Genomic DNA, 22,710 nt, shown 5'->3' on the forward strand with positions numbered 1-22,710 from the left:
CACTCCGCAATTTTTATTGTTGTAAGGCCTCAGCCGGTGTTGCGCATTCCTGCCGCTACACCCGCAAAAGTTACTAGCAACGCTTGTTCAACATGGGACGAAGAATGGCTCGCTCCCTGCTCGGCCCGGGAACGGCTCAACAACTCCGCCTGCAGCAGGTGCAGTGGATCGGTGTAGGGATTGCGGATGCTCATTGACTCGCTGAGCTCGGGATTCTCCTCAAGCAGACGCGTAATACCTTTGAGCCCAAGGACCACCTCCGTGGCAGATACCAGCATCGCCCGCAACTCCTCCCCCAGTGGCCGAAGCTCAGGTTCCACAAGGCACTGCTCGTAGAAGTGGGAAATGTCGATATCGGCTTTGCTCAGCACCATCTCCAGCATGTCGATTCTGGTGCGAAAAAATGGCCAGCCGGCCATCATCTCTTTTAAGAGCGGCGCTTTGTCGTCCTCAACTGCACTGGCAAGTGCCGACGCGGCACCCAGCCATGCGGGCAAAAGCAGGCGGTTCTGAGTCCAAGCAAAAATCCATGGAATTGCCCGCAACCCCTCCACTCCTCCGCCTGAGCGGCGTCGGGCAGGCCTGCTTCCCAGAGGGAGTTTTGCCAGCTCTAACTCGGGCGTCGCTTGGCGGAAGTAGGCAATGAAATCGGGGTTGTCTCGGACCACGCTGCGGTAGCTTCGCAGTGAGTCGCCCGCCAGCCGATCCATCATCTGCCGCCAGTCATCACGCGGCGCCGGTGGTGGAATTAGCTGAGCCTCCAATACCGCGCTCATATACAGGCGCAGGCTCTGGATGGCGACTTCGGGCATGCCGAATTTGAAGCGGATCATCTCCCCTTGTTCGGTGACTCTCAGCTCGCCAGTGACTGAACCTGGGGGCTGAGACAAGATGGCTTGATGAGCAGGGGCGCCGCCACGGCCGATAGTTCCGCCGCGACCATGAAACAGGCGCAAGCCAACACCATGCCTTTGGCAGACCTCGACCAGCCGTTCCTGGGCTTGGTACTGAGCCCAGGCCGCCGCCAGCGTACCGGCATCCTTGGCCGAGTCAGAGTAGCCGATCATCACCTCTTGAGAGCCAACTAACTGGGCTCGGTACCAATCGAGCGCCAACAGCTGGTCTATGCAGGTGGAGGCGTTTTCCAGGTCATCCAGCGTCTCAAAGAGTGGCACCACTGGAATGGATCGGCGCATCCCTGTCGCCTTCAGTAGCAGTTGCACACCCAGCACGTCGGAGACGCGCTTGGCCATGGAAATAACGTACGAACCAATCAATTCATCCGGCTGCGACGCAATTGTCCGGCAGCACGCGAGTAGTTCAGCTGTCTCCTCTGACGGCGTCCAATTCTCGGGAATCAGTGGGCGGTGATTAGCCAACTCACCCAACAGAAACGACTGGCGCTGCGGTTCATCCCAATCTTCATAGCGACCCAGCGCTAGAAACTCAGTCAGCTCGGTGAGCGCACGCGTATGCAGGCCACTGTCTTGGCGAATATCCAAGCGTGCGAGCCCAAGGCCAAAGGCGCGAACACGACGAATACTGTCAAGCAACAGGCCGTCTGCAATTCTGGACAGACCTTGCGAGTGAAGGGATCGGTAGCACAACTCTAAAGGTGCCAATAGTTCATCCGAACTCTGAATCACCTGTGCTGAATCCTTTTCGCCCCCTCTGATTGAGGATTGCGCCCAGTCCCGAGTGAGATGCAGACGTTGCCGAATGCCTCTGAGTGCAGCGCGGTACGGCTCAGGCGCCTCCCCTACCACGCCCGTCAGCTCCTCGCTGGCACGCGACATGGAAAGTTGTGCCGATAGCGCGTCGATATCTTTCAAGTAGAGATCCGCTGCCATCCAGCGACCCAACAGCAAGACCTCGCGAGATACAGCTGCTGTCACGTTTGGATTGCCGTCGCGATCGCCGCCCATCCAGGACGAGAACCGCACAGGTGCTGCACCTGGCGGCAATTTCTTACCCGTAGCGCTAAGCAGTTCGCTATCGAGTGAACGTAGAAAGCTCGGAAGTGCGTCCCACAGGGTATTTTCGATCAGCGCATAGCCCCATTTCGCCTCATCGATCGGCGTCGGCGGCGTGCTTCTGATCTCGCTTGTATGCCAGATTTCGTCGACCAACCGGGCGAGATCCACCTCAAGCGTCGCTCGCTCAGCGCTACTGAGATCACGGTCGGACAGCTCGAGAAGATGGGCGATGGCATCGTACTTCTGGATCAGGGTTCTACGCGTGACCTCGGTAGGATGTGCCGTTAACACCAGATCAATCTCAAGCTCCGTAATCTGCTGATGAATGCGCTCGTTTGAGCACCCTCGGCTTTGTAATCGCCCGATCAACTCGGAGAGGCAACCATCGGCAAAACGAGCGGGTTCATCTGCTTTGCGTTTGCGGATTTGGTGATGTTGCTCGGCGATGTTGGCCAGATTCAGAAACTGGTTGAACGACCGGGCAACGGGAAGCAGCTCTTCATCTTCGAGGCTATGTAAAAGCTTCAGCAGGTCCTTCTGCGCATGCACGCTCCCGGAGCGGGCGCGCTTGGCGCCGTGGCGGATCTCTTCAATTTTCCGCAAAAGCCCCGTGCCGAGCTCGTCCTGAATGGTATTGCCCAACAAGGTACCTAGCTCGTTCACGTTTCGCCGCAGACGAGGGTCGATCAGCCGCTGCGGCAAATCGGCCTGGGTTTTAGCGCGACTATTCACCGGTGCCGCCTCCTACTCAGTTAGCGGTCACAGGGGTAGGAGGCCCCAATGAAGTGGCTTGAAAAACGGTCTGGCGCCACTGGCCGTCAGCTTCTTTTGCCCAGACCTGAATGGCTTTCGACTCAATGCGCATGACGGTCCCGTCCCCCTCACGAAGACGTGCAGTATTCACCTGCACACCGGTCATCACCGCCGCATCGCCGTACTGACGAACACGCAGCTCCCCGCGCTCAACGTTTAGAAGCTCAAGGGTGGACTGCATGTACACCAGGTAGCTGTCATAGCCGTCACTGTTCCCACGGGTATGGGTATGCAACAGGTCGCGAGACAGCACATCGCCCAGTAGCTCAAAATCACCCGAGGCAAGCGCCTGACAGCGTTGCTCCTCGCGCTTGAGCAAAGCCTGGATATCTGGATGCTGATCTGAAGTGGTCATGGATGCCGTTCCCAAAGTGATCGACCGCGAATTGCGGTGGTGAAAAATGTCGAATGAGGGTTTCTCTACGGCGAGCTCGACAAAATTCAGGCCGCACGAATCCACGGCCGCATCAATGCGGCCGCGAAACGTGGGTGAAATCTGTCTGCTCGAATCGCCTTAAATAGGCTGAGCGGTAACCTCGATCATCTTGCGCACTAGCCCGTTGAAGTCGGCGGTGTGGTTGCGTTCCATCTCCCAGGCGCCGATCTGCATTGAGGCACTGACAATAAACTTGCAGCGTTCAAAGCGTCGGGTCATGAAATCCTCTAACGCTCGGTCCACCGGCTTATTCTTAAGCTCTTGCGCGAGCACGATACCGTCTTCGATCGCCATGCCCGCGCCCTGCCCTAGGTGCGGCGTAGTGGCATGTACAGCATCGCCAATCAGCACGACGCGCCCCTGATACCAGGGCTGCTCAACGAAGATGGTTTCAAAAGGCTTGTATACGACCTGCTCGGGGCTGGTGATGAACTCATCGCGCGCGCGGGCGACGGGACCTTCGAACTCAGCCAGACGCTCTTTGAATAGAACGTCCAGTTTGTCTTTATCAAACCAAGGATTACCCGGCTCGGCAGTGGTTTGCAGCAAGTACATCAGGTCGTCTTTCAGCGGGCAGAAACCTGCTTGTCCGCCATTGCGCCCCCGGTACATGGTGAGGCAATCGATTTCCTCCATGCGTGGCATGTTGCAACGCCAGCCGCCTTGGCCAGTGAAGGTGGGCTTGAGGTGGGTGCCCAACAGCAGGCCGCGCACTTTGGAGAAAATACCGTCAGCACCGATGACCAGGTCGTAAGCGCCATCGCGGCCATCGCTGAACTTCACGAGCGCTTTGTCGGCACTGTTTTCGAGGGTTTCGATGGTCATTCCAAGGGTGATTCGCGCGCCCAACTCAATTGCCTTGTTGAGCAAAATGGTGTGCAGGTTGATACGTGGCAAGGCCATGTTCACCGGGTATTCAGGACCTGCGACGCGTGCGCCCGGAATGACCGCAAGCTGGGTGCCGGCACCGTCGCACAAGCGCACGTTGTCGAACGAGAAACCATGTTTCAGGCACTCGTCGGCAACGCCCAGTCTGGCCATTTCACGAACCACGTTGCCTTGCTGAATGATGCCCACACCATAGACGGTCCACTCGGCATTCAACTCGATCAGCTCGACGTCAAAACCTTGCTGAAGCAGCGCAATCGCGGTGGATAGCCCACCGATACCGCCACCGACGATCAGGATGTTTTTAGCTTTTTTGTTATCCATATTAAGACTGCCTCAGTCAGATTATTCGGTCATACAAGTGAGTCGAGCGCTGTATTCCAGAGCGCGGCAATTTGTGAAAGCTGGGTCTCGGGCGTGGTAATCAGTGCTGGGGCGAAATCGCGAATCAGCTGTTTAGGGGACTCTGTAACCAAGTACTCAACCGGAGACTTGCCATCCACCCGCGCAAGCAGCAACGCCGGCAGAAGCGCAGCAGCTCTCTGCTCGACCTCTTCCACCCTTCCCTTGCTGAAGTAGCCTTCAAGAAAGCTGTTGAAACAGGCCAGGTACTGATCCTTAAGAAGCGGGTTAACCAGGCACTTGAGCAGCATGTGGTTAAGGAGAAATGCGATGTCGAACGCCGGGTCGCCATACCAAGCGCATTCAGCGTCGAGAATCACTGGGCCATTCGGCCCAACCAGAATGTTCTTCGGGCTAATATCACCATGCACGAGCGCCTCATGATGAGAAGCCGTGATGGCGACCAATTCTTCAAGACGGGCCGCGAGGTTGGGATGACGCCGCGCTGTCGCCAACAAGTAAGGCTCCAGTCGTAGCGCAAAAAAGCTCTCATCCGTCGCGAATGCCTTAGCCAGAACGTCGGAGTTCGCACTCGCCGCGTGCAACGTGCCAAGCACCACACCCAAAGCCCGTGCAACCGAAGGATCCACGTTCCCATCGAGCAGTTGCTGTTTCCACAAAGGGTGATTCGCAATGGGCAAGAACTCCATCGCAAACAACCCGGCTTCGGAGTCATGTGCGATCGGCACGGGAACGGCCGCAGGTACTTGCGCAGCGGCGAACTTCAACCACTCCCACTCAAACGCATTCCTGGATACTGGTGCTTCCCAGTCAGCTGCCACTTTCAGCTTTGGCAACGCACGTTTGACGCACAAGGTGCGGTCGGGCAACTCAACCTTCCAGATATCAGAGGACACGCCGCCCGTTAGAGGAATCCAACGGGTTGTGTCTTCAGGGCTGGATAGCCCCGAGCTGACCAAAAAGTGCTGCAACTCGGGCGCTACTTCCATATTGACTTCGGCCATTGCACCAGCCCTCTCAGCGTTTCAACGTGATAGCAGAGAGACCGGCAAACCGAGCACCGCTCTGTTCCTCGATACGAAGCAACTGGTTGTACTTGGACAGACGATCGGAGCAGCGGACCGAACCAATTTTGATTTGTCCGGCAGCTGTGCCTACTGCGAGGTCAGCGATAAAGGCATCTTCGGTCTCACCCGAGCGAGCAGACACTACAGGCGAGTAACCGTTGCGGCGGGACTCGGCGATCACATTGAGCGTGCCGGTCAACGTACCGTTCTGGTTGACCTTCACCAGCACACCGTTGGCCACTTCGTTGGAGACGCCATGTTGCACGCGCGACAAGTTGGTGGTGAACAGGTCATCACCGATCAAGCGAATTTTGCCACCCAGGCGAGCGGTCAACTTGGCCCATCCTGCCCAGTCTTCCTCATCAAGACCGTCTTCGATCGAGGCGATTGGGAAGTCACGTACCCAACCGTCCAGCAGATCAATGACTTCGTCAGTGTGGTAATCGCGTCCCTCACGGGAAAAACGGTAGGTGCCATTGGGGCCCTTCAGCGAGCTGGCGGCGACGTCGATGGCGATGAGCATGTCCTTACCTGGCTCAAGCCCCGCCTCCAGAGTCGCGTCGATCATCAGCTCCAGGGCTTCACGGCCTGTGGCAAAACCCGGCGACAAGCCGCCCTCGTCGGCCAACAGGGTTGTCAGGCCACGCTTGGCCATGACCCGGGTTGCCGCGCTGCGGATCCGCGATACCAGGTGGATCGCTTCTTCGGAAGATCGGGCACTGGCCGGGATTGCGAGGAAGTCTTGTACATCCATCCCACGCCCGGCATGCAAGCCACCGCTGAGGATGTTCACCATCGGCATAGGCATCGTCAGTTCGGTGCAGCCGGCAAGCTCGGCGATGCGCTGGTAGAGCTCCTGCCCAGTGCTTTGGGCCGTGGCTCGGCAAATGGCCAACGAGCAACCAAGGATAGCGTTGGCGCCAAGACGCTTGAGTTGGGCGGTCCCATCCAGTTCAAGCAACGCGCCATCAATACCTTCTTGGTTCAGGGCGTCTGCCCCTTTCAGGGCGTTGTTGATTTCGGTATTGACGTTGTGGACCGCCTGAAGAACGCCACGGCCTTCGTACAGAGCGGCATCGTCGTCCCGCAATTCATGTGCTTCGGCAGCACCTGTAGAGGCCCCGGATGGAACCGCCGCACGGCCGAAACTACCGTCGGCAAGTAGAACATCGACCTCGACAGTTGGGCGACCGCGGGAGTCCAGAATTTGGCGAGCATGGAGCGATTTAACGGCACGAGTAGTCATGATGTTTGAACTCTTTAAAAATGGGGGCGGTCAGGCGTGAGGCTTGTTTCGGGCCTGCTCTGGGGCTTCACCTTTCAGGACACGAACCACTTCTTCGCTCGCGCGACGGCGCAGCTCCAGAAGCGACGCGTCGGAAGAAAAAGCCACGTGTGGTGTCAGCATTACGCCGGGATGCGCTAATAGGGCGGCGGGCACTTGGGGTTCGCTTTCGAGCACGTCAAAGCCGACGGCGTCCAGATGCCCGCTTTCCAACGCTTCCAGCACAGCATCGGTATCCACCACGCCGCCCCGGCTTACGTTGATAAGCAAGGCGCCCTGTCTAAGCGTCGCCAGGCGGGCCCGGTTGATTAGATGGTGGGTGCCCTCAACCAGCGGGGCATGGACGATGACGATGTCCGACTGGCTCAGCAGCGCGTCGAGGTCCATAAACTCCACCAGACTCTCGTCCTTCGACGGATAAGGGTCGTAAGCCAATACTCGGGTGTTGAAGGCAGACAGTTTTTGCGCCGTGCGCCGACCAATCCGACCGTAGCCGACAATGCCGCAGGTCAGATTGCGCAGGCGGCGAAGCTTGGCGCCCGCAGGATTCCAGGAGCCGGCCTTTACCTCGCGGTCAAAATGCACCAGACCGCGGGTCCACGCGATAGCGAAGCCAACGGCGTGATCGGACACTTCCTCAACGCAATAGTCAGGCACGTTGGTTACCCAAAGGCCACGCCGCGTAGCTGCGTCTACAGCGATGTTGTCGAGACCAACACCGAGTCGAGCCACAATTTTAAGTGCATCAGAAGCTGCAATTGCATGAGCGGAAACCGGTGCCCAACAGGTAAGAATTGCTGACGGCTGGTGCTTTTTAACCAATGCCTCAACGTGTTCGGCCGAGGACGGCTTTGCCGGTCCGCTGACCAGCTTGAATCCCGCAGATTCAATAATCTGGCGTTCGACGCTGTCGTCTGACCAGGCGTAGTCTGTGAGCAGGACGGTAGGTATATCGGCAGTCAAGGTCATTTCACTTTTCCCTATTTTTGATGCTGGGCTTAGCGCACCAAGGTGTGCTGGCTACCAAAGCCTTCGATGTTCGCGTGAAGGTGATCACCCGTTCGGAGGTAGCGTTGGTAATGGCTGCCGAAACCTGCGGGAGACCCCGTGCATATCACGTCGCCGGTTAGCAACTGGACATGCTGCGAGATGTAAGAAAGCTGCTGGGCAATATCGAAGATCATGTCTTCCACCGCCTCTTCCTGCATGGCCTGGCCATTTAGCGACAAGCTAAGACGTAAGCTTTTCGGGTTAATAACCGAACGTGCGGGGACCAGATACGGACCCAGAGGAAGAAACCCAGGAGCATTTTTTGACTGCAGCCAGTCGGTGCCAAAACCAGCGGGATCAGCACGAAACACACGGTCACGGAGGGTGATGTCGTTGGCGATGGTAAAGGCCGCCACATGCTCAAGCGCACGTTCAACGGGAACGTCCTTCGCGGGCTTACCGATCACGACGGCAAGCTCTACTTCCCAATCAACTTGGTCAGAGGTTGATGGCAAATGCAGCGTGTCGTGAGGCCCCATAACCGCAGTGGGCGACTTGCTACACACGTACGGCAGCCCCTGCTCACGCTGCGAGATAAACGTCATCGCCTTATCGAGCAGCGCTGCGTCCGAAGGCTCGTCACCGGGATGCGCCCTTTGAGCACGACCGCTGTCGACGATCGCCTGTGTGACCTGAGAACGGTAGTTACCGATGGTGCAGAACACTTGCCCAGGCAGAACCGGCGCGTGCAACTTCAAGGCACTTTGCGGGATTAGCTGATTCGCCAGATCTGATTGATCAAAACGCGAAGCAAGCTCCAACAACGTTGGTTGGTTGACGTCCCAATGCTCAAGCAATTGAGCTATGGAATCAGTCGAGACCAGAACAAGACCTAACTGCCGGGCGAACGGCTTGAGTGCGTTCAAGGCGATTGCACCATCGCCCACCATCAATGCCGGGAAAGGTGGGCAACCTGCGATGGATACGTTGCCAATTCGGCATGAGCGTGCAGTGGAACTGAGCACGAACCTCTCTCCTTCATTGCGCATTTGAAGCCCCATGACGGACGCACACATCAGCTAACTGATAGCGAGCGCCGTCATGCAAGGTAGGCGTGCTTACGGGTGCGGCTTTGACACGGGTGTGTAACCCGGCGCGTACTCGTACTCCCAGGGCGCGGCATCCAGCATGAAAGGCGCCATGTTGGAGATGAAACTGAAGAACCCGAACATGGGGTTCCACACCCGCGGCACCCAGCTGTCATCGACATGATCAGAGTCCGCGCCATATTCCGCCTGCCCGCCCGTTGGGCACGGCAGATAGAAGAACAGCGAAGAAGCGATACGGTGACGACCCAGGCCCCAGGCAGACTTCGGCCAGCCTTGGCGTTGCATGTGGTTGGCACCCACCATCACCTCATCAACATCGTCGACGCCGAAGTTGACGTGGTCGAAACGGTACTGCCCGTCCAGGCCCCAGACATCCGGGCCTTTGAATGGCAAGTTGGCGTTCAGGAAGTAGATGTTGTGGTGATCATGCGCACCGGATGCGCGACCGAAAATGCCGAAGCCTTTTTGCACATCGGACAAACGGAAGTTCATACGGTCGCGGAAAAACTCCCAGCTTTTCTCCACATCAGGTACCTGAAAAACCACGTGCTGAAGGGTTTTCGGGCGAGCCCTGGCGATCCATTTACGGTGCTGGTTGATGCGATTGACATTGCCCGGCGAGTTCGTGGGGCTGGGTGCCGACACCACCGGAATCTTGGTGAATACCTTGAGGCCAAGTGCTAATCCGTCATCGGCAACGAAGTGCGCGGTACCGTCATCATCGAAGCGGATTTCACGGTCCCGCCCAAGGTCCTTGACCAGCTTGTCGAAGTTCTGCGGGGTATCAACGCCCCAGATTACTTCCTGCACACCGGTGCCCACGACGCTGCTTTTCGGAATCAGGGGATCGTTGATGGAGCGGATGATTACGCTCGAACCTTCATCCAGACGGAAGTGAGCGTGCTCGCTCGAACTTTCCACCAGCGGCAGGCCGAAATCGACGAAGTACCGAGTGCAAAGCTCGACGTCATCAACGCCATACAGGACTGTCTCAATACCGTTAATCATTTAATTGTTCCTTGCGCTACACATTGATTTCGTTGCATCCCAAGGCCGGTGATCGTCGACTCGACAACGTCGCCGTGCTGAAGGAAGCGGTTGAAGTGGGCACCGTTACCCGCTGGCGAGCCGGTGCAGAGGATGTCGCCGGGATGCAGCTGCACCAGGCCGGACAGGTATTCAATTTGCCGCGCGACATCGAAAATCATGTCGGAGGTGCTTTCGTCCTGTTTCACCTCGCCGTTGAGCTTCAGCGTCAGGCGCAGGTCTTGTGGATTACCCACAAATGCGGCAGGAACCAAGTAAGGACCGAGCGGCAGATAGGTCGGGCTGCTTTTCCCGGCGATCCAGTCAGTGCCCATGGCCTTCATGTCGTCACGACGCCAGATTTGGTCGCGGTTGGTGAGGTCGTTGGCGATGGTGTAACCCGCGACATAACTGAGTGCGTCTTCACGACGGATATGGCGGCCAGCTTTGCCAATGACCACTACCAGTTCGAGCTCCCAATCGGCTTTCTTGGTATGAGGCGAAATAACGATAGGGTCGTAGGGACCACTGATGCAGGCTGCGGGCTTGCTGAACATGTAGGGATCGCCGGTACGCGAACGCTCCTGCATGATGTTCTCGGCATACGTGCGCATCTGCTCTGGGGAGAAGCCTTTGGTGTCGGGGCTATCATCCGGACCGGCCGCCACAATCAGATCGACGACGTGCTTGAAGTAGTTGGCGCCGGAGCAAATCACCTGGCGTGGCCTGTCAAGAGGCGCATGAACACGCAAGCTCGCCACCGGCACGAACTTCGCTCGAATGTCAGCGGTGTCGGGCTGCAAAAGCGCCAATTGCTCTGCGGCGACGGTCAACGCTCGCAGCGTTGTATCCCAGTCCTGCAGCAGCTCGAAAACTCCGGAGCTATTTGGCAGGCCACACCCCAGATTAAGGCAAAGCGTTCGCAATGCCTCGACGGCAATGACCTGATCGTTGATCACGACGCCGGGAAATGCAGGACCGCCAGCAATTGAAAAGGTCCCTAGCGCGAAAGGCGCAGACGCAGTCAGATGGCTCATCTGCCATATCCTCATCTTGTTATTGTTAGAGAACGCCCCAGTAGCTCGGTGCTTCAGCTTCTGGCTCGGGTCTCCGTTGCCGGCAAGACTATTTTTTGCGCGACCAGTCTGTAAAACTGTTAATTCGGTTACTTGCTATCGCTACCATGGATACCTGGAGGGACGATGCGCTTTAAAGGGCTGGACCTGAATCTGCTGGTGGCTTTGGATGTTTTGCTGGCACAGAAAAACATCAGCCAGGCAGCGGAAAGCGTGAACCTGAGTCAGTCGGGAATGAGTGGTGCCCTGGGCAGGCTGAGGGAGTATTTCGAGGATGACTTGCTGGTGTTGGTGGGCCGCAACCTGGTGCTCACGCCGCTGGCTGAGTCGTTGATCATTCCAGTGCGCGAAGTGTTGATGTCGATCGACGCCACCATCGTCACTCGCCCTAACTTCGACCCCAAAACGGATGAGCGGACCTACCGGATCCTGGTGTCCGAGCTGACCATGCTGTTGCTGATTCCAGCCGTGGTCCGCCGCCTTGCGCACGAGGCACCCAACATCAAAATCGAGCTGATCGCTCAATACGCTCCGCAAGAAATGCTCGAGCGAGGCGACGCCGATTTAATGCTGATTCCAGAACAATTTCTCTCGCCCGAGCACCCGAGCCGCAAGCTTTATGAAGAAAGCTACGAGTGCGTGGTGTGGCTGGAGAGCGAAAAATTCGGGGACTCGATTACCTTCGAACAATACATCGATGCTGGTCACGTAACCGTTCAGCACGGCTCCAGCCACACACCCGCGTTCGATGGGTGGTTCCTGAATCAGTACGGCGTTTTGCGTAAGACCGAAGTCATTACCTCCAACCTGACGTTCCCGCCCCTTCTGATCGTTGGCACAGACCGAATAGCCACGGTTCATCGACGACTTGCCAAGAAAGCAGCGGATTACTTGCCGATTAAAATCATTCGTCCGCCTATCGATATCCCACCACTCAACCAGATGCTGCAATGGCACAAGAATCGCTCAAGCGACCCTGGTTTGATGTGGATGTGTGAGATTCTCGCGCAGGAAGCGCAGAACGTCTGACAGGGGATGACGCAAATCAAACGTCATAGCTCGTGGCGTTTGGTCATACCGCAGCCACTTTAGATTCCCTCTGTAGTCTCTCGATGAGAGATTGAGTCGCTGCTTGAATGCCTGGCAAAGACCTGAGCGACGTCTGGGAAAATGTGCCTTCGAGGCAAGACGGCACAAAAAGCGTGATAGCCACAAAACCGACCAAGGAAGAAATGTGAGGCCAGTGCACGACCTCACAACCCTGTTTCAATCAAGCGGCGCTAAACATCTTGTGCGGGTCGATCACAAACTTCTTCGGCACGCCTGCATCGAACTCGCCATAGCCACGGGGCGCGTCGTCCAGGCTGATGACCTGCACGCCAACCACCTCGGCAATATTGATGCGGTCCCACATGATGGCCTGCATCAACTGGCGGTTGTATTTCATGGTGGGAGTCTGTCCGGTGTGGAAACTGTGGGATTTAGCCCAGCCCAGGCCGAAACGAATGCTCAGGCTGCCGAGCTTGGCAGCGGCATCCACGGCACCCGGATCTTCCGTCACGTAGAGGCCGGGAATACCGATTTTCCCAGCGACCCGCACTACGCCCATCAGCGAGTTCAGAACCGTGGCAGGCGCCTCATGTTGCGCGCCTGAATGTCCATGGCCACGAGCCTCGAAACCGACGGCATCGACGGCGCAATCCACTTCAGGCTCGCCCAGTAACGCGGCGATTTGCTCGTGAAGAGGTGTGTCGGTGGACAGGTCGGCAATTTCAAAACCCTGGGCTTTGGCGTGAGCCAGACGGATCGGATTGACGTCGCCCACGATCACCACCGCAGCACCCAACAAACGCGCAGAAGCCGCAGCGGCCAAACCAACCGGGCCAGCCCCGGCGATATACACTGAACTACCCGGCCCTACCCCAGCAGTCACCGCGCCGTGATAGCCCGTCGGCAGGATGTCGGACAGACAAGTCAGGTCGCGGATTTTCTCCATGGCCTTATCGCGGTCCGGCAGCTTCAACAGGTTGAAGTCGGCGTACGGCACTAGCACGTACTCGGCCTGGCCGCCGACCCAGTCACCCATGTCTACATAACCGTATGCACCGCCGGGACGGGCCGGGTTAACGGTCAGGCATACCCCGGTGTGTTGTTCTTTGCACGAGCGGCAACGACCACACGCCACGTTGAACGGCACCGAGACCAAATCGCCGATCTTCAGATGCTCGACGTCGCTGCCCTTTTCGATCACTTCGCCGGTGATCTCGTGCCCGAGCACCAGGCCAACCTGGGCGGTGGTACGGCCACGGACCATGTGCTGGTCAGAACCACAGATGTTGGTGGAAACAACCTTGAGAATGACGCCATGCTCGATTTTCTTACCGCGCGGGTCCTGCATTTTCGGGTAGTCGATTTTCTGCACTTCGACTTTACCGGCGCCGAGATAAACCACGCCTCGATTATCAGACATACACAATCTCCTTATGGGTAACGACTGTTGCGGGATAAAAGACAGCGGCCTGAGGCCAGCCCGGCCCAGGCCGCTGTGCACTCAACGAGCGGAGTGGCGAAGCTGCTCAATGATCTTGCGAGCACGGTTAGCGCCCACATCCACATGGATATCGATCATCGGAGGCGTGCCGAAGCGGCACATGTTTTGGTACTGAGCCTCGATGACCACTTTGTCTTCATCGAACGTCAACGCGGTTTGCTCGATCACCTTGGCTTTGACGGCTTCGTGGTCGGTTTGCGGGTTGGTGGCCATGGTCCAGAAGTAATGACAGGTGGTCTCTGTCTCCGGCGTCACGCCATGGAAACCACGCATGTGGAAGCCACCTCGCTCAGGGTCGCTCAGGGCATCGGTGTTGGCGTCCACCGCGCCGGTCCAGATACGTAGATGGCTGACGTGAAACTCGATTTCCTGCCAGCGGTCCACCAGGTCTTTGAACGGGTAAGCGGCTGTGTAGGTGGGAGGCGGAACAGAGCTCGGCATGTAGCGAGTAACTGTCACGGTACGGTCATCACTCTCGACCTTCATCTGCGCATTCATATGGATGCTGGCGTTGCCGCCGATGGTGCGCAGATGCACGTAGCCCAGGTGGCTCAAGTCCATCAGGTTGTCGTGGATAAGCTGGTACGGCGCATCGTAGTGGTACACATCGCCATCGAAGATGTACTTGCCGCTGCTGTGCACGTCGTACGCCGGCGGCTCGCAGTTCGGCTCAGGGTGCTCGCTGCTGCCGAACCAGATCCATACGATCTGATCACGCTCTTTTACGTGATAGGCGGGCACCTTGGCCTTGCTGGGGATCTTGTCCTGCCCCGGAATTTCAATGCACTTGCCCTCACCATTGAACAGCAGCCCGTGGTAGCCGCAACGAAGGCCACGCTCATCCAACGTGCCGTTGGAAAGTGGCAGCGCACGGTGACAGCAGCGGTCTTCCAGGGCGGCGACCTGACCATCCGGGGTGCGGAACAACACCACCGGCTTGTTCAGCAAGGTACGCCCGACGGGCTTGTCGGTCAGTTGCCAGCCAAGGGCTGCGACGTACCATTGATCCAGCGGAAAGGTAGGTAAAGGAGCCGGTGTGCCTACGTCGTAAGCAAGGGATTCGCTGCCTGAGACATTCATAGTGTTCTCCCGATATTGGGTTGGGGTCAGGGGCTGATTCAGAGGCGCTCAGAGGTCCAGCACCAGACGCGGGGTCTTGGCGCGTGAGCAACACGGCGTGAATTGATCGTTGCGGGCATGCTCGGCGTCGGTCATGAACTGGTCACGGTGATCCGGCGTGCCGCTCAGCACGCGCGTAATGCATGAGCCACAGATGCCTTGTTCGCAGGAGGTTTCTATCTCGATACCGGCGTCATCCAGTACCTCGAACACAGAGCGGTCCGCAGGAATTTGGAAGACCTTGCCTGAGCGGACGAGCTCCACTTCGAAAGCCTGGTCTCCGTCGTGATCGATAGGGGCGGCCGCGAAGAACTCTCTGTGTACTTGCTCTTCTGGCCAACCAGCCGCTGCGGCAGTGGTGAGGATGTAGTCCATAAACCCGCCAGGCCCACACACATAGATATGGCGACCGGCTTCAGGGCGTTGCAGCAAGGCGCTGGCATCGAGGTTCGACGGCACTGCACTGCTGTCATCGTGCAACGTTACCCGGCGGGCAAACGTCGCGTTTTCCAGTAATTCGAGAAACGCCGCGCGATCGCGGGAGCGAAAGCAGTAATGCAGCTCGAAGTCTGCACCCTGCCGCTCGAGCTCAAAGGCCATTGCCATCATTGGAGTGATGCCAATGCCACCCGCAATAAGCAGGTGGCTTTCACCTTGATCAGCGAGGGGGAACAGATTGCGCGGTTCACTGATCTGGAGGGTCTGGCCCTGCTCCACCAACTCATGCATGGCCTGGGAACCACCACGGGAGAGCGGGTCCTTCAGTACGCCGATCAGATAGCGATGACGCTCTTCAGGCGAGTTGCACAACGAATACTGCCGGACCATGCCCGATGGCAGATGCACATCGACGTGGGCGCCCGCCGTAAAGGACGGCAACAGCTCACCGTCGGAGGCACGGAGTTCAAAACTGCATATGCCGTCGGCAACGATAGCCTTGCGATTAACTAAAACTTGGAGCATGAAACGACCCTCCACACTGAAGTGGCTGCAAAAAGCGAATAGAAATGGGTGAGCTAGCGAGCTCGCTTTATGGGGGGCTGGTTACGGCTGAAATGCGTCGCGAACGACAGCTGAAGGCGATACGGTTCATTGGGCTACCTGTTACTTATTTTTGTAGGGGCGGCTACTCGCCTATGATGCGAGCAACCCACGCACTGCGTGGCTGGGAGTAGAATCCAACCATTTAGTTGCGGTGTCAACCAGTTTGGCAATACCGTTTATCTCACTTTTCAAGGCACGTCTTCATGTCGGATATCGAAAAGCTGGACCTCAACCGCTACGTACCAGCCTTGCTGACGTTCCTCGCCAACAAATTGGCCACCGGCGCATCGAGCACCTACCGAAAGCATTTCGGCGTTGGTGTCGTGGAGTGGCGGGTGATTGCCCTGCTCGCAGTGGAAGACAACATCACCGCAAATCGAATCTGCCAAGTCATCGGCCTGGATAAAAGCGCGGTCAGCCGATCACTCCAGGCACTGGAAGCATCAGGGAAAATTTCAGGTCAGGTAGACAGCAAAGATGGCCGCCGCTACGCCGTCAGCCTTACGCCTGAAGGCAAGGCGTTGCATGACCGAGTGCTTAAGGTTGCTCTGGAAAGAGAGCGGCGATTGTTGAGCGATTTCTCGCCTGAAGAAGTTGATACGTTGGTGAACCTGCTTAGTCGGATGCAGGGAAAAGTCGGGTACGTCAATGAGTACGATCCGCCTGTATCCACTTGATGGAAGTTCGGCTGGCTAATGAGTCATAACCGGAAGTCTGGCCAAGTTGGATCGCTGCAATCTGCGACCACTTCCCTTACGGGGAGGGCTAATTTGCTCACACTTGGCCGTACGCGGGCGTGAGAGATGTGCTAGCGCGCCGAAATTGGCACTAGTTAGTAGTTGCTAGTTACATTGACCTTGTGCCCAGGGACTGCGACACACATTGATGACCTTCATGTCGAGGCCAGTGCCTCCGCTTGCTGAGCTTAGTGAGCTAGCCCAACGGCACCGATCAACGCCGGCGAGTCTTCTTCACAAACCTGACACAGGGCTGATTTCCTAAGCTGGCTTTTTGTGAAGTGAAGGCTCGGCTTCTAGCTCGAAGACGACATCTCATCCGTCACCAGGGCGCAATAGAAGCCCGGCACTGGTCCGGGCTTCTGGCTATTTTTTACGCACAACAGGCGGCATTCTCGGCGGTGGAGGCGACTGAGGCGGCGGTTTGTAGCCTCGCACAGCGCTCCGAACGCGCTGTCTTCGCAGTCAATCCTTTTTCAGACTGGCCTGCAAGTTACGCAGTTTGTCTCCTGTGGTTTTGAGCATGGCGGCACCTTCGCGCCGCCATGCGTCTTCCAAGCGCAACAGATCCGATTCCTGCTCGGCTTTTAGGCTCCACTGATGTCGATCGTGCCAGGCGCCCAAACCGCTCTGTGTAGCTTTGAGCAGTTGGCGTGACTCGGCCGACAGTGGACTTTGTTTCGGATACGCCTCGGCGGCATAACGGTTGCGTTTAATCAACAAACGCAGGCGATGCGGATCGTCGCCACTGTTGCTCAGGGCTTTCAGCAATTTGACCTGTTGTTTGTGCAGGCGCTTTTGTAATTGCGCCGGCCAATTTTCCAGCTCCCCGGCGCGCTCGGCGGCGCGTATGGCGTGTGGCCATAGATCCAGACCGACGAACAGATCACGCAACTCGCTGCTGCGCACCACCTGGCGGTAATGCTCGGCCAGGCGCTGCTCACGAACCTGCGCCTGCGCCTCAAACCCTCGTTCGCGCAACTCACCGGCCAGCACTTCAAGGTCTCGGATCGGTGTGGTCAATGCGCCCACGCGTTTCGCTGCATCTTCCAATGCCTCAACGCCTCGGCTTCCGCGCAGTGGGCGCAATACGCTGCGCAAGCGCCGCACTGAAGTTCGAATGTCGTGCAGCGCTTCGCTGTCGGTGCTGCTTTCCAAGCGTGCGACTGCATTAAAAAGTGCCACTTCCAATTGCAGAACATGGGCCACGATGTTGTTCACCAACGACATGCACTTCCCCCTAAAGCCAACGAAGCAACCTGCACTATTGCGTTGCTACTCGAACTCACGGTTTTTAACCAACGTAAACATCCGCACCCGGTCGCTCAGTTCCTGAAAGGTATGGCGAAACGGGTCGTGCTGATCGCTGGTCGTTGGGTCTACGAAGTTCCATACAAGCACCTGCGCCGAACGCGGCAGTACCTGTTCTTCGTTGGACGATTTGTCGCAAAGATCGATCAAGTAATCGAACTCATGATCCTGAAATTCTTCCAACGCTTTGCTGCGCAGACGTTCAGTTGAAATGCCGGCGTGTTCCAGGGTTTCCAGTGCGCGTGGGTCGATTTCGGTTGGCTCGATGCCGGCGCTGTGGGCTTCAAAATGGTCGTGCTCAAGATGGCGTAACAGCGCTTCGGCCATCGGCGAACGGGCGTCGTTGGCGATGCAAACGAACAGAACTCGTAGTTTCCGGCTCATGGGTCTCTCCAGTGGCGAAAGTCGCGGGCAGGCTTGAGCCTAAGGCTTGCGTATGACACTTGTGCTTACGGTCATACGTCGCTTGGCGCGATAAAGCGGACGAGCAGCCGCACCAGGTAGAAAAACTGTCATGTGTGGCTTCTAGCGTGAACGCCTACCCGTGCTGACCATGGTGATGCCCGATGAGCCGCAACGAACCCCTGCCCTCGCCCTTGCCGTCTGATGGTTATGTCGAGAACGCTGACGTTTCTTTAGCCGAGGTGCTCGGTGCGTTGTCGGTGCTGCGCGACGACATGCGCGAGGCGATCAATAGCCGCGTTGACCTCGCTGCGATTCATCCTGATTACCTGCCTGGCGCCATCAATCTTCTTCACTACCTGGCGCTAAGACGCCAAGACATCCGCCAGCTGCAAAAGCAACTATCCGCCCTCGGTCTGTCGTCGCTGGGGCGCTGCGAAGCCGATGCATTGGGTTCGGTTGAGCGTGTGATCGACGTGCTGAAAACTCTCGGTGCCAGCCAGGAACCGAGCGCGCCCAGTGCAGCGTCGCCGCTGGCCAATTCCTTGCAAACCAACCCATTGCTGGATCATGGCGCCGCGCTGTTTGGTGAGGCGCCGCAGGCCAGGTCGGTGCGCATTATGGTGACCATGCCCAGCGAAGCCGCTGACGATTATGAGCTGGTCGAAAGCCTGCTGGCCGCAGGCATGAACTGTCAGCGCATCAACTGCGCCCATGACGATGCGCCGGCGTGGCTGAAAATGATCAAACACCTGCGCAAAGCCAGCAAAAAGCTCGGCAAGCCCTGTCAGGTGGCCATGGACCTGGCGGGCCCGAAACTGCGCACCGGGCCCGTGGCGCTGGGGCCGGCGGTGTTGAAAGTGAAACCGCTGCGTGACTCGTTTGGCCGGGTTCAGGTACCCGCCGAGGTGTTCTTGACCGGCGACCCTGCCCGTTTGGTTGACAACAGTGTGCTGTTGCCCGAGCCATGGCTGCGCCAGCTGAAGGTGGGCGACCGCCTGGCCTTTCGCGACGCCCGCGATGCCAAACGCGCGCTTGTTATCAGTGCTGTGGAAGAAGCCGGCTACACGGCGACGGCGCAATTGGAGAAAACCGCTTATTTCGTGCCTGGCACCCTGTTCACGCTGAACGAACCGGCCGGGCGAAAAGCCTGCGCCAAGGTGCAGGCGGTTCCCCCATGTGCTCAAACCATCACGGTCAATGAAGGCGACGTATTGCTGTTGGGCCTTGAAGGCGAAGGCGTCGCCGCACAGTTCGATGCAGAGGGCAAACCGCTTGCGCCCGCGCGCATCAGTTGCACCTCGGCGGCGGTACTGGAAGCGGCCATGCCGGGCGACCCGATATGGTTCGACGACGGCAAAATCGGCGGCGTAATCACTTCCCGGCGTGACGGTGAACTGGAAATTCACATTCACCACGCGCCCGACGGCGCCAAGTTAAAAGCCGACAAAGGCATCAACCTGCCGGACACCGATCTGAAGCTGGGTGCACTCTCGGACGACGATCTCGACGCCTTGGCGTTCGCCTGCAAACACGCCGACATTGTGCAGCTGTCATTCGTCAACCAAGTAGCCGATGTGCATGCCTTGCTTGAGCACATTGAACGCCTGAACGCGCCCGATCTTGGCGTGGTGCTGAAAATCGAAACCCGCCGTGGCTTCGAGCAGCTTCCGGAACTGCTGCTCGCCGGCATGCGCTGCCCTCGGTTGGGCGTGATGATTGCGCGCGGTGACCTTGCGGTGGAAACCGGTTTCGAGCGCTCGGCCGAGTTGCAGGAAGAAATGCTGTGCCTGTGCGAAGCCGCCCATGTTCCGGTGATCTGGGCGACGCAGGTGCTTGAGAGTCTGGCCAAAACCGGCGCCCCTACCCGCGCGGAAATTACCGACGCCGCCATGGGCGTGCGGGCCGAATGCGTGATGCTGAACAAAGGCCCGTACATTCTCAAGGCCATTGCCACGCTCGACGACCTGTTGCAGCGCATGCAAAATCACCGGGACAAGAAGCGCGACCTGCTCAGAAAACTAAACGTGGCAATGCTGCACGGCTGACGAAGCGCCGGTCTCGAAGCACGCGACTTAGCATCTCGCTATCTGCGAAACTAGGATAATTCTTCCCTGAACGTTCGAGATAGTAGAAATGGCTTCGGATCCCGAAACTCCCACGCTGGACCAGCTCAAGGTGTTTTTAACGGTTGTCGAAGTGGGCAGTTTCGCGGGCGCGGCGCGCAAACTTCACCGCGCCACCTCGGTGGTGAGCTACACGATTTCCAATCTGGAAATGCAGCTCGGCGTCTCGCTATTCGACCGTAAAACCACGCGCAAACCCCAGCTCACCGACGCCGGCAGAACCGTGCTGGCAGAAGCGCGAACCATCACCAACGGCGTAAACGGGCTGCGCGCGAAAGTCTCTGGCTTGCTGCACGGCCTGGAAGCCGAAGTGCATTTGGCGCTGGATGTCATGCTGCCGGCCGAACGTGTGGTCGATGCGCTGAAAACCTTTCGGGAAGTGTTCCCCACTGTCACCTTGCATCTGCACATGGAAGCCCTCGGCGCCGTCACCCAGTTGGTGCTAAACCGCAAAGCTGGCGTTGGCGTCAGTGGCCCGCTGGATATCGGCCTTGATGGCATTGAACGTATCGCCGTGGGCAGCGTGCAGCTCATACCCGTGGCCGCGCCCAGCCATCCATTGGCGGCGCCCTCCTCCAAACAGCCCGGCGCCGCCCGCGAGCTTGTGCAATTGGTGTTGTCCGACCGCTCCACGCTGACCGGCGACAAAGACTTTGCCGTGCTTAGCACCCGCACCTGGCGCCTGGCCGATCTGGGCGCCAAGCACATGCTGCTCAAAGAAGGCATCGGCTGGGGAAATATGCCGGTTCCCATGATTCAAGCCGACCTGGACTCGGGTCGTCTGGTGCGGCTCGATCTACCGGATGGCAAAAGCGGGATCTATACCTTCGATGCGATCTACCGCACCGACTCGCCACCCGGCCCGGCCGGGCGCTGGCTGATTGAGCGCTTCGGGCAACAGGCGGCGCAGGATTGAAGCTTGCGTATTTAATCGAACAGTCAGCTCGAAATTATCTGGGTATTTTCGACGAATAGCCGATGCTAGATTTTGCGCTCCGATAAGCCATTCCGCCCTCGAACGGGCCTGGAGAAAATCTGATGAGTGCTAGCGCAGCCGATGTGTTGAAACGCCACTTCGAGACGTTTGTAGACGATCCGGAGCAATGGAAAAGCCTGGTAGCCGACAACATCGTCTGGGAATTGCCGTTCGCGCCAAGCCTGGGCCACCCCAGCAAACTGGTGGGCAAGGAACAGGTGTTGAACCACGTAGGCTGGTTTGTCGGCGCCGTCGAGTCCTTCAGGTTTTTCGACCTGCGCATTCAAACGTCCACGGATACACACACCGCGTCTGCCCAGGTAAACGCTGAAGGCATCGCCAAGCAAACGGGCAAAACCTACTCGCAGGAGTACGTACTATTCGTGAGCGTTCGCGACGGCAAACTCACCCACATTCGCGAGTATTTCGACCCGGTGAAAGCGGCCTATGCCTTCGACGCGCCCGTGGTCATGGCCGCCCCTTCCGCCTGAGCACAAAGAAGCAAAACCCCGACAGCCTGAGCAAGCCCGCCAAAGCGAAGCAGGTCCGAAAGCGAGAAATTTGAACCGTCGAAAGCGACATTCAAATGACTACTTGGAGACCTGACATGACGACTTTCAATCCAATCCCCAACGAAGTGGCAGACAAAGTAATTCTGGTCACCGGTGCCGCCAGCGGCATTGGTAAAGCCATTACCGAGCTGCTCCATTCTCGCGGCGCCAAGGTGATTGCCGAAGACATCGACCCGTCGGTAAACGCACTGGAGCGCGACGGCATCGTGCCATTCGTTGCCGACATCACCGTGGATGGCTCCGCTGAAAAGGCCGTGGCCCTGGCGGTTGAGAAGTTCGGCAAGCTCGATGTGCTGGTCAACAACGCAGGCCGGATTCTCTACAAACCCATGGTGGAAATGACCCGCGAAGACTGGACCTGGCAGATGGAAACCAACGTCACCGGCGCGTTCCTGCACTCGCGCGAAGCGATGAAGGAAATGATGAAAAACAAGTCGGGCGCCATCGTCAATATTGCCTCCTACGCCTCGTATTTCGCATTCCCGGGCATCGCCGCATACACCGCCTCCAAAGGCGCCCTCGCCCAGCTGACACGCACTCAGGCGTTGGAAGCCATTGAACATGGCATTCGGGTAAACGCCATTGGGGTGGGCGATGTGGTGACCAACCTGTTGAACCACTTTATGGACGACGGACGCGGCTTCCTTGAGGAACACGGCAAATCCGCACCCATCGGCCGTGCAGCGGCGCCGGAAGAAATTGCCGAAATTGTCTCGTTCCTCGCCTCCGAGCGCGCCAGCTTTATCGTCGGCTCGGTGGTCATGGCCGACGGCGGCATGAGCATTCCGGTGGGCTGATGCCCCATGCCATCGGCGCGGTGCAGCGTTGCTGACACCGCGCTTT

The 22,710-nt window shown here is 57.9% G+C and carries 20 protein-coding genes; 6 read left to right on the top strand and 14 right to left on the bottom strand.

Annotation, left to right across the window (positions count from 1 at the left end; genetic code table 11):
* Positions 1-29: 29 nt before the first annotated feature.
* From ppc to AC0IW7_RS13260, 9 genes are all read right to left on the bottom strand, one after another.
* Positions 30-2,678 carry a phosphoenolpyruvate carboxylase gene (ppc, locus tag AC0IW7_RS13220; protein ID WP_471818696.1) on the bottom strand — a complete coding sequence of 883 codons (2,649 nt, stop codon included), beginning with the start codon at positions 2,676-2,678 and terminating at the stop codon, positions 30-32.
* A 46-nt stretch (positions 2,679-2,724) separates the two neighbouring features.
* Complete coding sequence (locus AC0IW7_RS13225; RefSeq protein ID WP_471818553.1) at positions 2,725-3,144, bottom strand: YybH family protein; 420 nt, start codon at positions 3,142-3,144, stop codon at positions 2,725-2,727.
* A 159-nt stretch (positions 3,145-3,303) separates the two neighbouring features.
* Positions 3,304-4,437 carry an FAD-dependent oxidoreductase gene (locus tag AC0IW7_RS13230; RefSeq protein WP_471818555.1) on the bottom strand — a complete coding sequence of 378 codons (1,134 nt, stop codon included), beginning with the start codon at positions 4,435-4,437 and terminating at the stop codon, positions 3,304-3,306.
* Between the two features lie 29 nt (positions 4,438-4,466).
* Positions 4,467-5,480, bottom strand: coding sequence for a phosphotransferase family protein (locus AC0IW7_RS13235; protein WP_471818556.1), 1,014 nt, complete (start codon positions 5,478-5,480; stop codon positions 4,467-4,469).
* Between the two features lie 13 nt (positions 5,481-5,493).
* Positions 5,494-6,789 (bottom strand): phosphopyruvate hydratase, encoded by a 1,296-nt coding sequence (eno, locus tag AC0IW7_RS13240; protein WP_471818558.1) that lies wholly within the window; start codon positions 6,787-6,789, stop codon positions 5,494-5,496.
* A 30-nt stretch (positions 6,790-6,819) separates the two neighbouring features.
* Entirely contained in the window at positions 6,820-7,797 is a 978-nt protein-coding gene (locus AC0IW7_RS13245; protein WP_471818560.1) for a C-terminal binding protein, read from the bottom strand.
* Positions 7,798-7,826: 29 nt separating this feature from the next.
* Positions 7,827-8,843, bottom strand: coding sequence for a fumarylacetoacetate hydrolase family protein (locus AC0IW7_RS13250; RefSeq protein WP_471818562.1), 1,017 nt, complete (start codon positions 8,841-8,843; stop codon positions 7,827-7,829).
* Between the two features lie 93 nt (positions 8,844-8,936).
* Positions 8,937-9,935 carry a VOC family protein gene (locus AC0IW7_RS13255; RefSeq protein ID WP_122496211.1) on the bottom strand — a complete coding sequence of 333 codons (999 nt, stop codon included), beginning with the start codon at positions 9,933-9,935 and terminating at the stop codon, positions 8,937-8,939.
* Entirely contained in the window at positions 9,932-10,990 is a 1,059-nt protein-coding gene (locus AC0IW7_RS13260) for a fumarylacetoacetate hydrolase family protein (protein ID WP_471818564.1), read from the bottom strand. Before AC0IW7_RS13260 ends, AC0IW7_RS13255 begins: the two co-directional genes overlap by 4 nt.
* A gap of 165 nt (positions 10,991-11,155) precedes the next feature.
* Here AC0IW7_RS13260 and AC0IW7_RS13265 point away from each other — a divergent pair, with 165 nt between their 5' ends.
* On the top strand, positions 11,156-12,058 hold the full coding sequence (locus AC0IW7_RS13265; RefSeq protein ID WP_471818566.1) for a LysR family transcriptional regulator: 903 nt from the start codon (positions 11,156-11,158) through the stop codon (positions 12,056-12,058).
* Between the two features lie 241 nt (positions 12,059-12,299).
* Here AC0IW7_RS13265 and fdhA read toward each other — a convergent pair whose 3' ends face one another.
* From fdhA to AC0IW7_RS13280, 3 genes are all read right to left on the bottom strand, one after another.
* The gene (gene fdhA, locus AC0IW7_RS13270) at positions 12,300-13,499 is read right to left on the bottom strand and encodes a formaldehyde dehydrogenase, glutathione-independent (protein WP_122496217.1); all 1,200 of its coding nucleotides are present in this window, start codon (positions 13,497-13,499) and stop codon (positions 12,300-12,302) included.
* 81 nt (positions 13,500-13,580) lie between these two features.
* The gene (locus AC0IW7_RS13275) at positions 13,581-14,660 is read right to left on the bottom strand and encodes a Rieske 2Fe-2S domain-containing protein (RefSeq protein WP_471818568.1); all 1,080 of its coding nucleotides are present in this window, start codon (positions 14,658-14,660) and stop codon (positions 13,581-13,583) included.
* Between the two features lie 48 nt (positions 14,661-14,708).
* The gene (locus AC0IW7_RS13280; RefSeq protein ID WP_471818570.1) at positions 14,709-15,662 is read right to left on the bottom strand and encodes a PDR/VanB family oxidoreductase; all 954 of its coding nucleotides are present in this window, start codon (positions 15,660-15,662) and stop codon (positions 14,709-14,711) included.
* A 284-nt stretch (positions 15,663-15,946) separates the two neighbouring features.
* Here AC0IW7_RS13280 and AC0IW7_RS13285 point away from each other — a divergent pair, with 284 nt between their 5' ends.
* Positions 15,947-16,420, top strand: a complete 474-nt coding sequence (locus AC0IW7_RS13285; RefSeq protein ID WP_471818572.1) for a MarR family winged helix-turn-helix transcriptional regulator — start codon at positions 15,947-15,949, stop codon at positions 16,418-16,420.
* Between the two features lie 525 nt (positions 16,421-16,945).
* On the opposite strand, the gene AC0IW7_RS13290 is transcribed toward AC0IW7_RS13285, so the two are convergent.
* Together AC0IW7_RS13290 and AC0IW7_RS13295 are read right to left on the bottom strand one after the other, a co-directional pair.
* Positions 16,946-17,710 (bottom strand): CHAD domain-containing protein, encoded by a 765-nt coding sequence (locus tag AC0IW7_RS13290; protein WP_471818574.1) that lies wholly within the window; start codon positions 17,708-17,710, stop codon positions 16,946-16,948.
* 45 nt (positions 17,711-17,755) lie between these two features.
* Entirely contained in the window at positions 17,756-18,175 is a 420-nt protein-coding gene (locus AC0IW7_RS13295; RefSeq protein ID WP_471818576.1) for an arsenate reductase ArsC, read from the bottom strand.
* Between the two features lie 182 nt (positions 18,176-18,357).
* On the opposite strand from AC0IW7_RS13295, the gene AC0IW7_RS13300 reads away from it, so the two are divergent.
* The 4 genes from AC0IW7_RS13300 to AC0IW7_RS13315 all read left to right on the top strand — a co-directional run bounded on the left by AC0IW7_RS13300 (position 18,358) and on the right by AC0IW7_RS13315 (position 22,664).
* Positions 18,358-20,241: a pyruvate kinase gene (locus tag AC0IW7_RS13300; RefSeq protein ID WP_471818578.1), complete on the top strand. Its 1,884-nt coding sequence runs from the start codon at positions 18,358-18,360 to the stop codon at positions 20,239-20,241.
* An 88-nt stretch (positions 20,242-20,329) separates the two neighbouring features.
* The gene (locus AC0IW7_RS13305) at positions 20,330-21,235 is read left to right on the top strand and encodes a LysR family transcriptional regulator (RefSeq protein WP_471818580.1); all 906 of its coding nucleotides are present in this window, start codon (positions 20,330-20,332) and stop codon (positions 21,233-21,235) included.
* A gap of 122 nt (positions 21,236-21,357) precedes the next feature.
* Positions 21,358-21,786, top strand: a complete 429-nt coding sequence (locus AC0IW7_RS13310; protein ID WP_471818582.1) for a nuclear transport factor 2 family protein — start codon at positions 21,358-21,360, stop codon at positions 21,784-21,786.
* Positions 21,787-21,902: 116 nt separating this feature from the next.
* Positions 21,903-22,664, top strand: a complete 762-nt coding sequence (locus AC0IW7_RS13315; RefSeq protein WP_471818584.1) for an SDR family NAD(P)-dependent oxidoreductase — start codon at positions 21,903-21,905, stop codon at positions 22,662-22,664.
* The last annotated feature ends 46 nt before the right edge of the window (positions 22,665-22,710 follow it).

This window comes from Pseudomonas sp. AC229 (assembly GCF_979254655.1).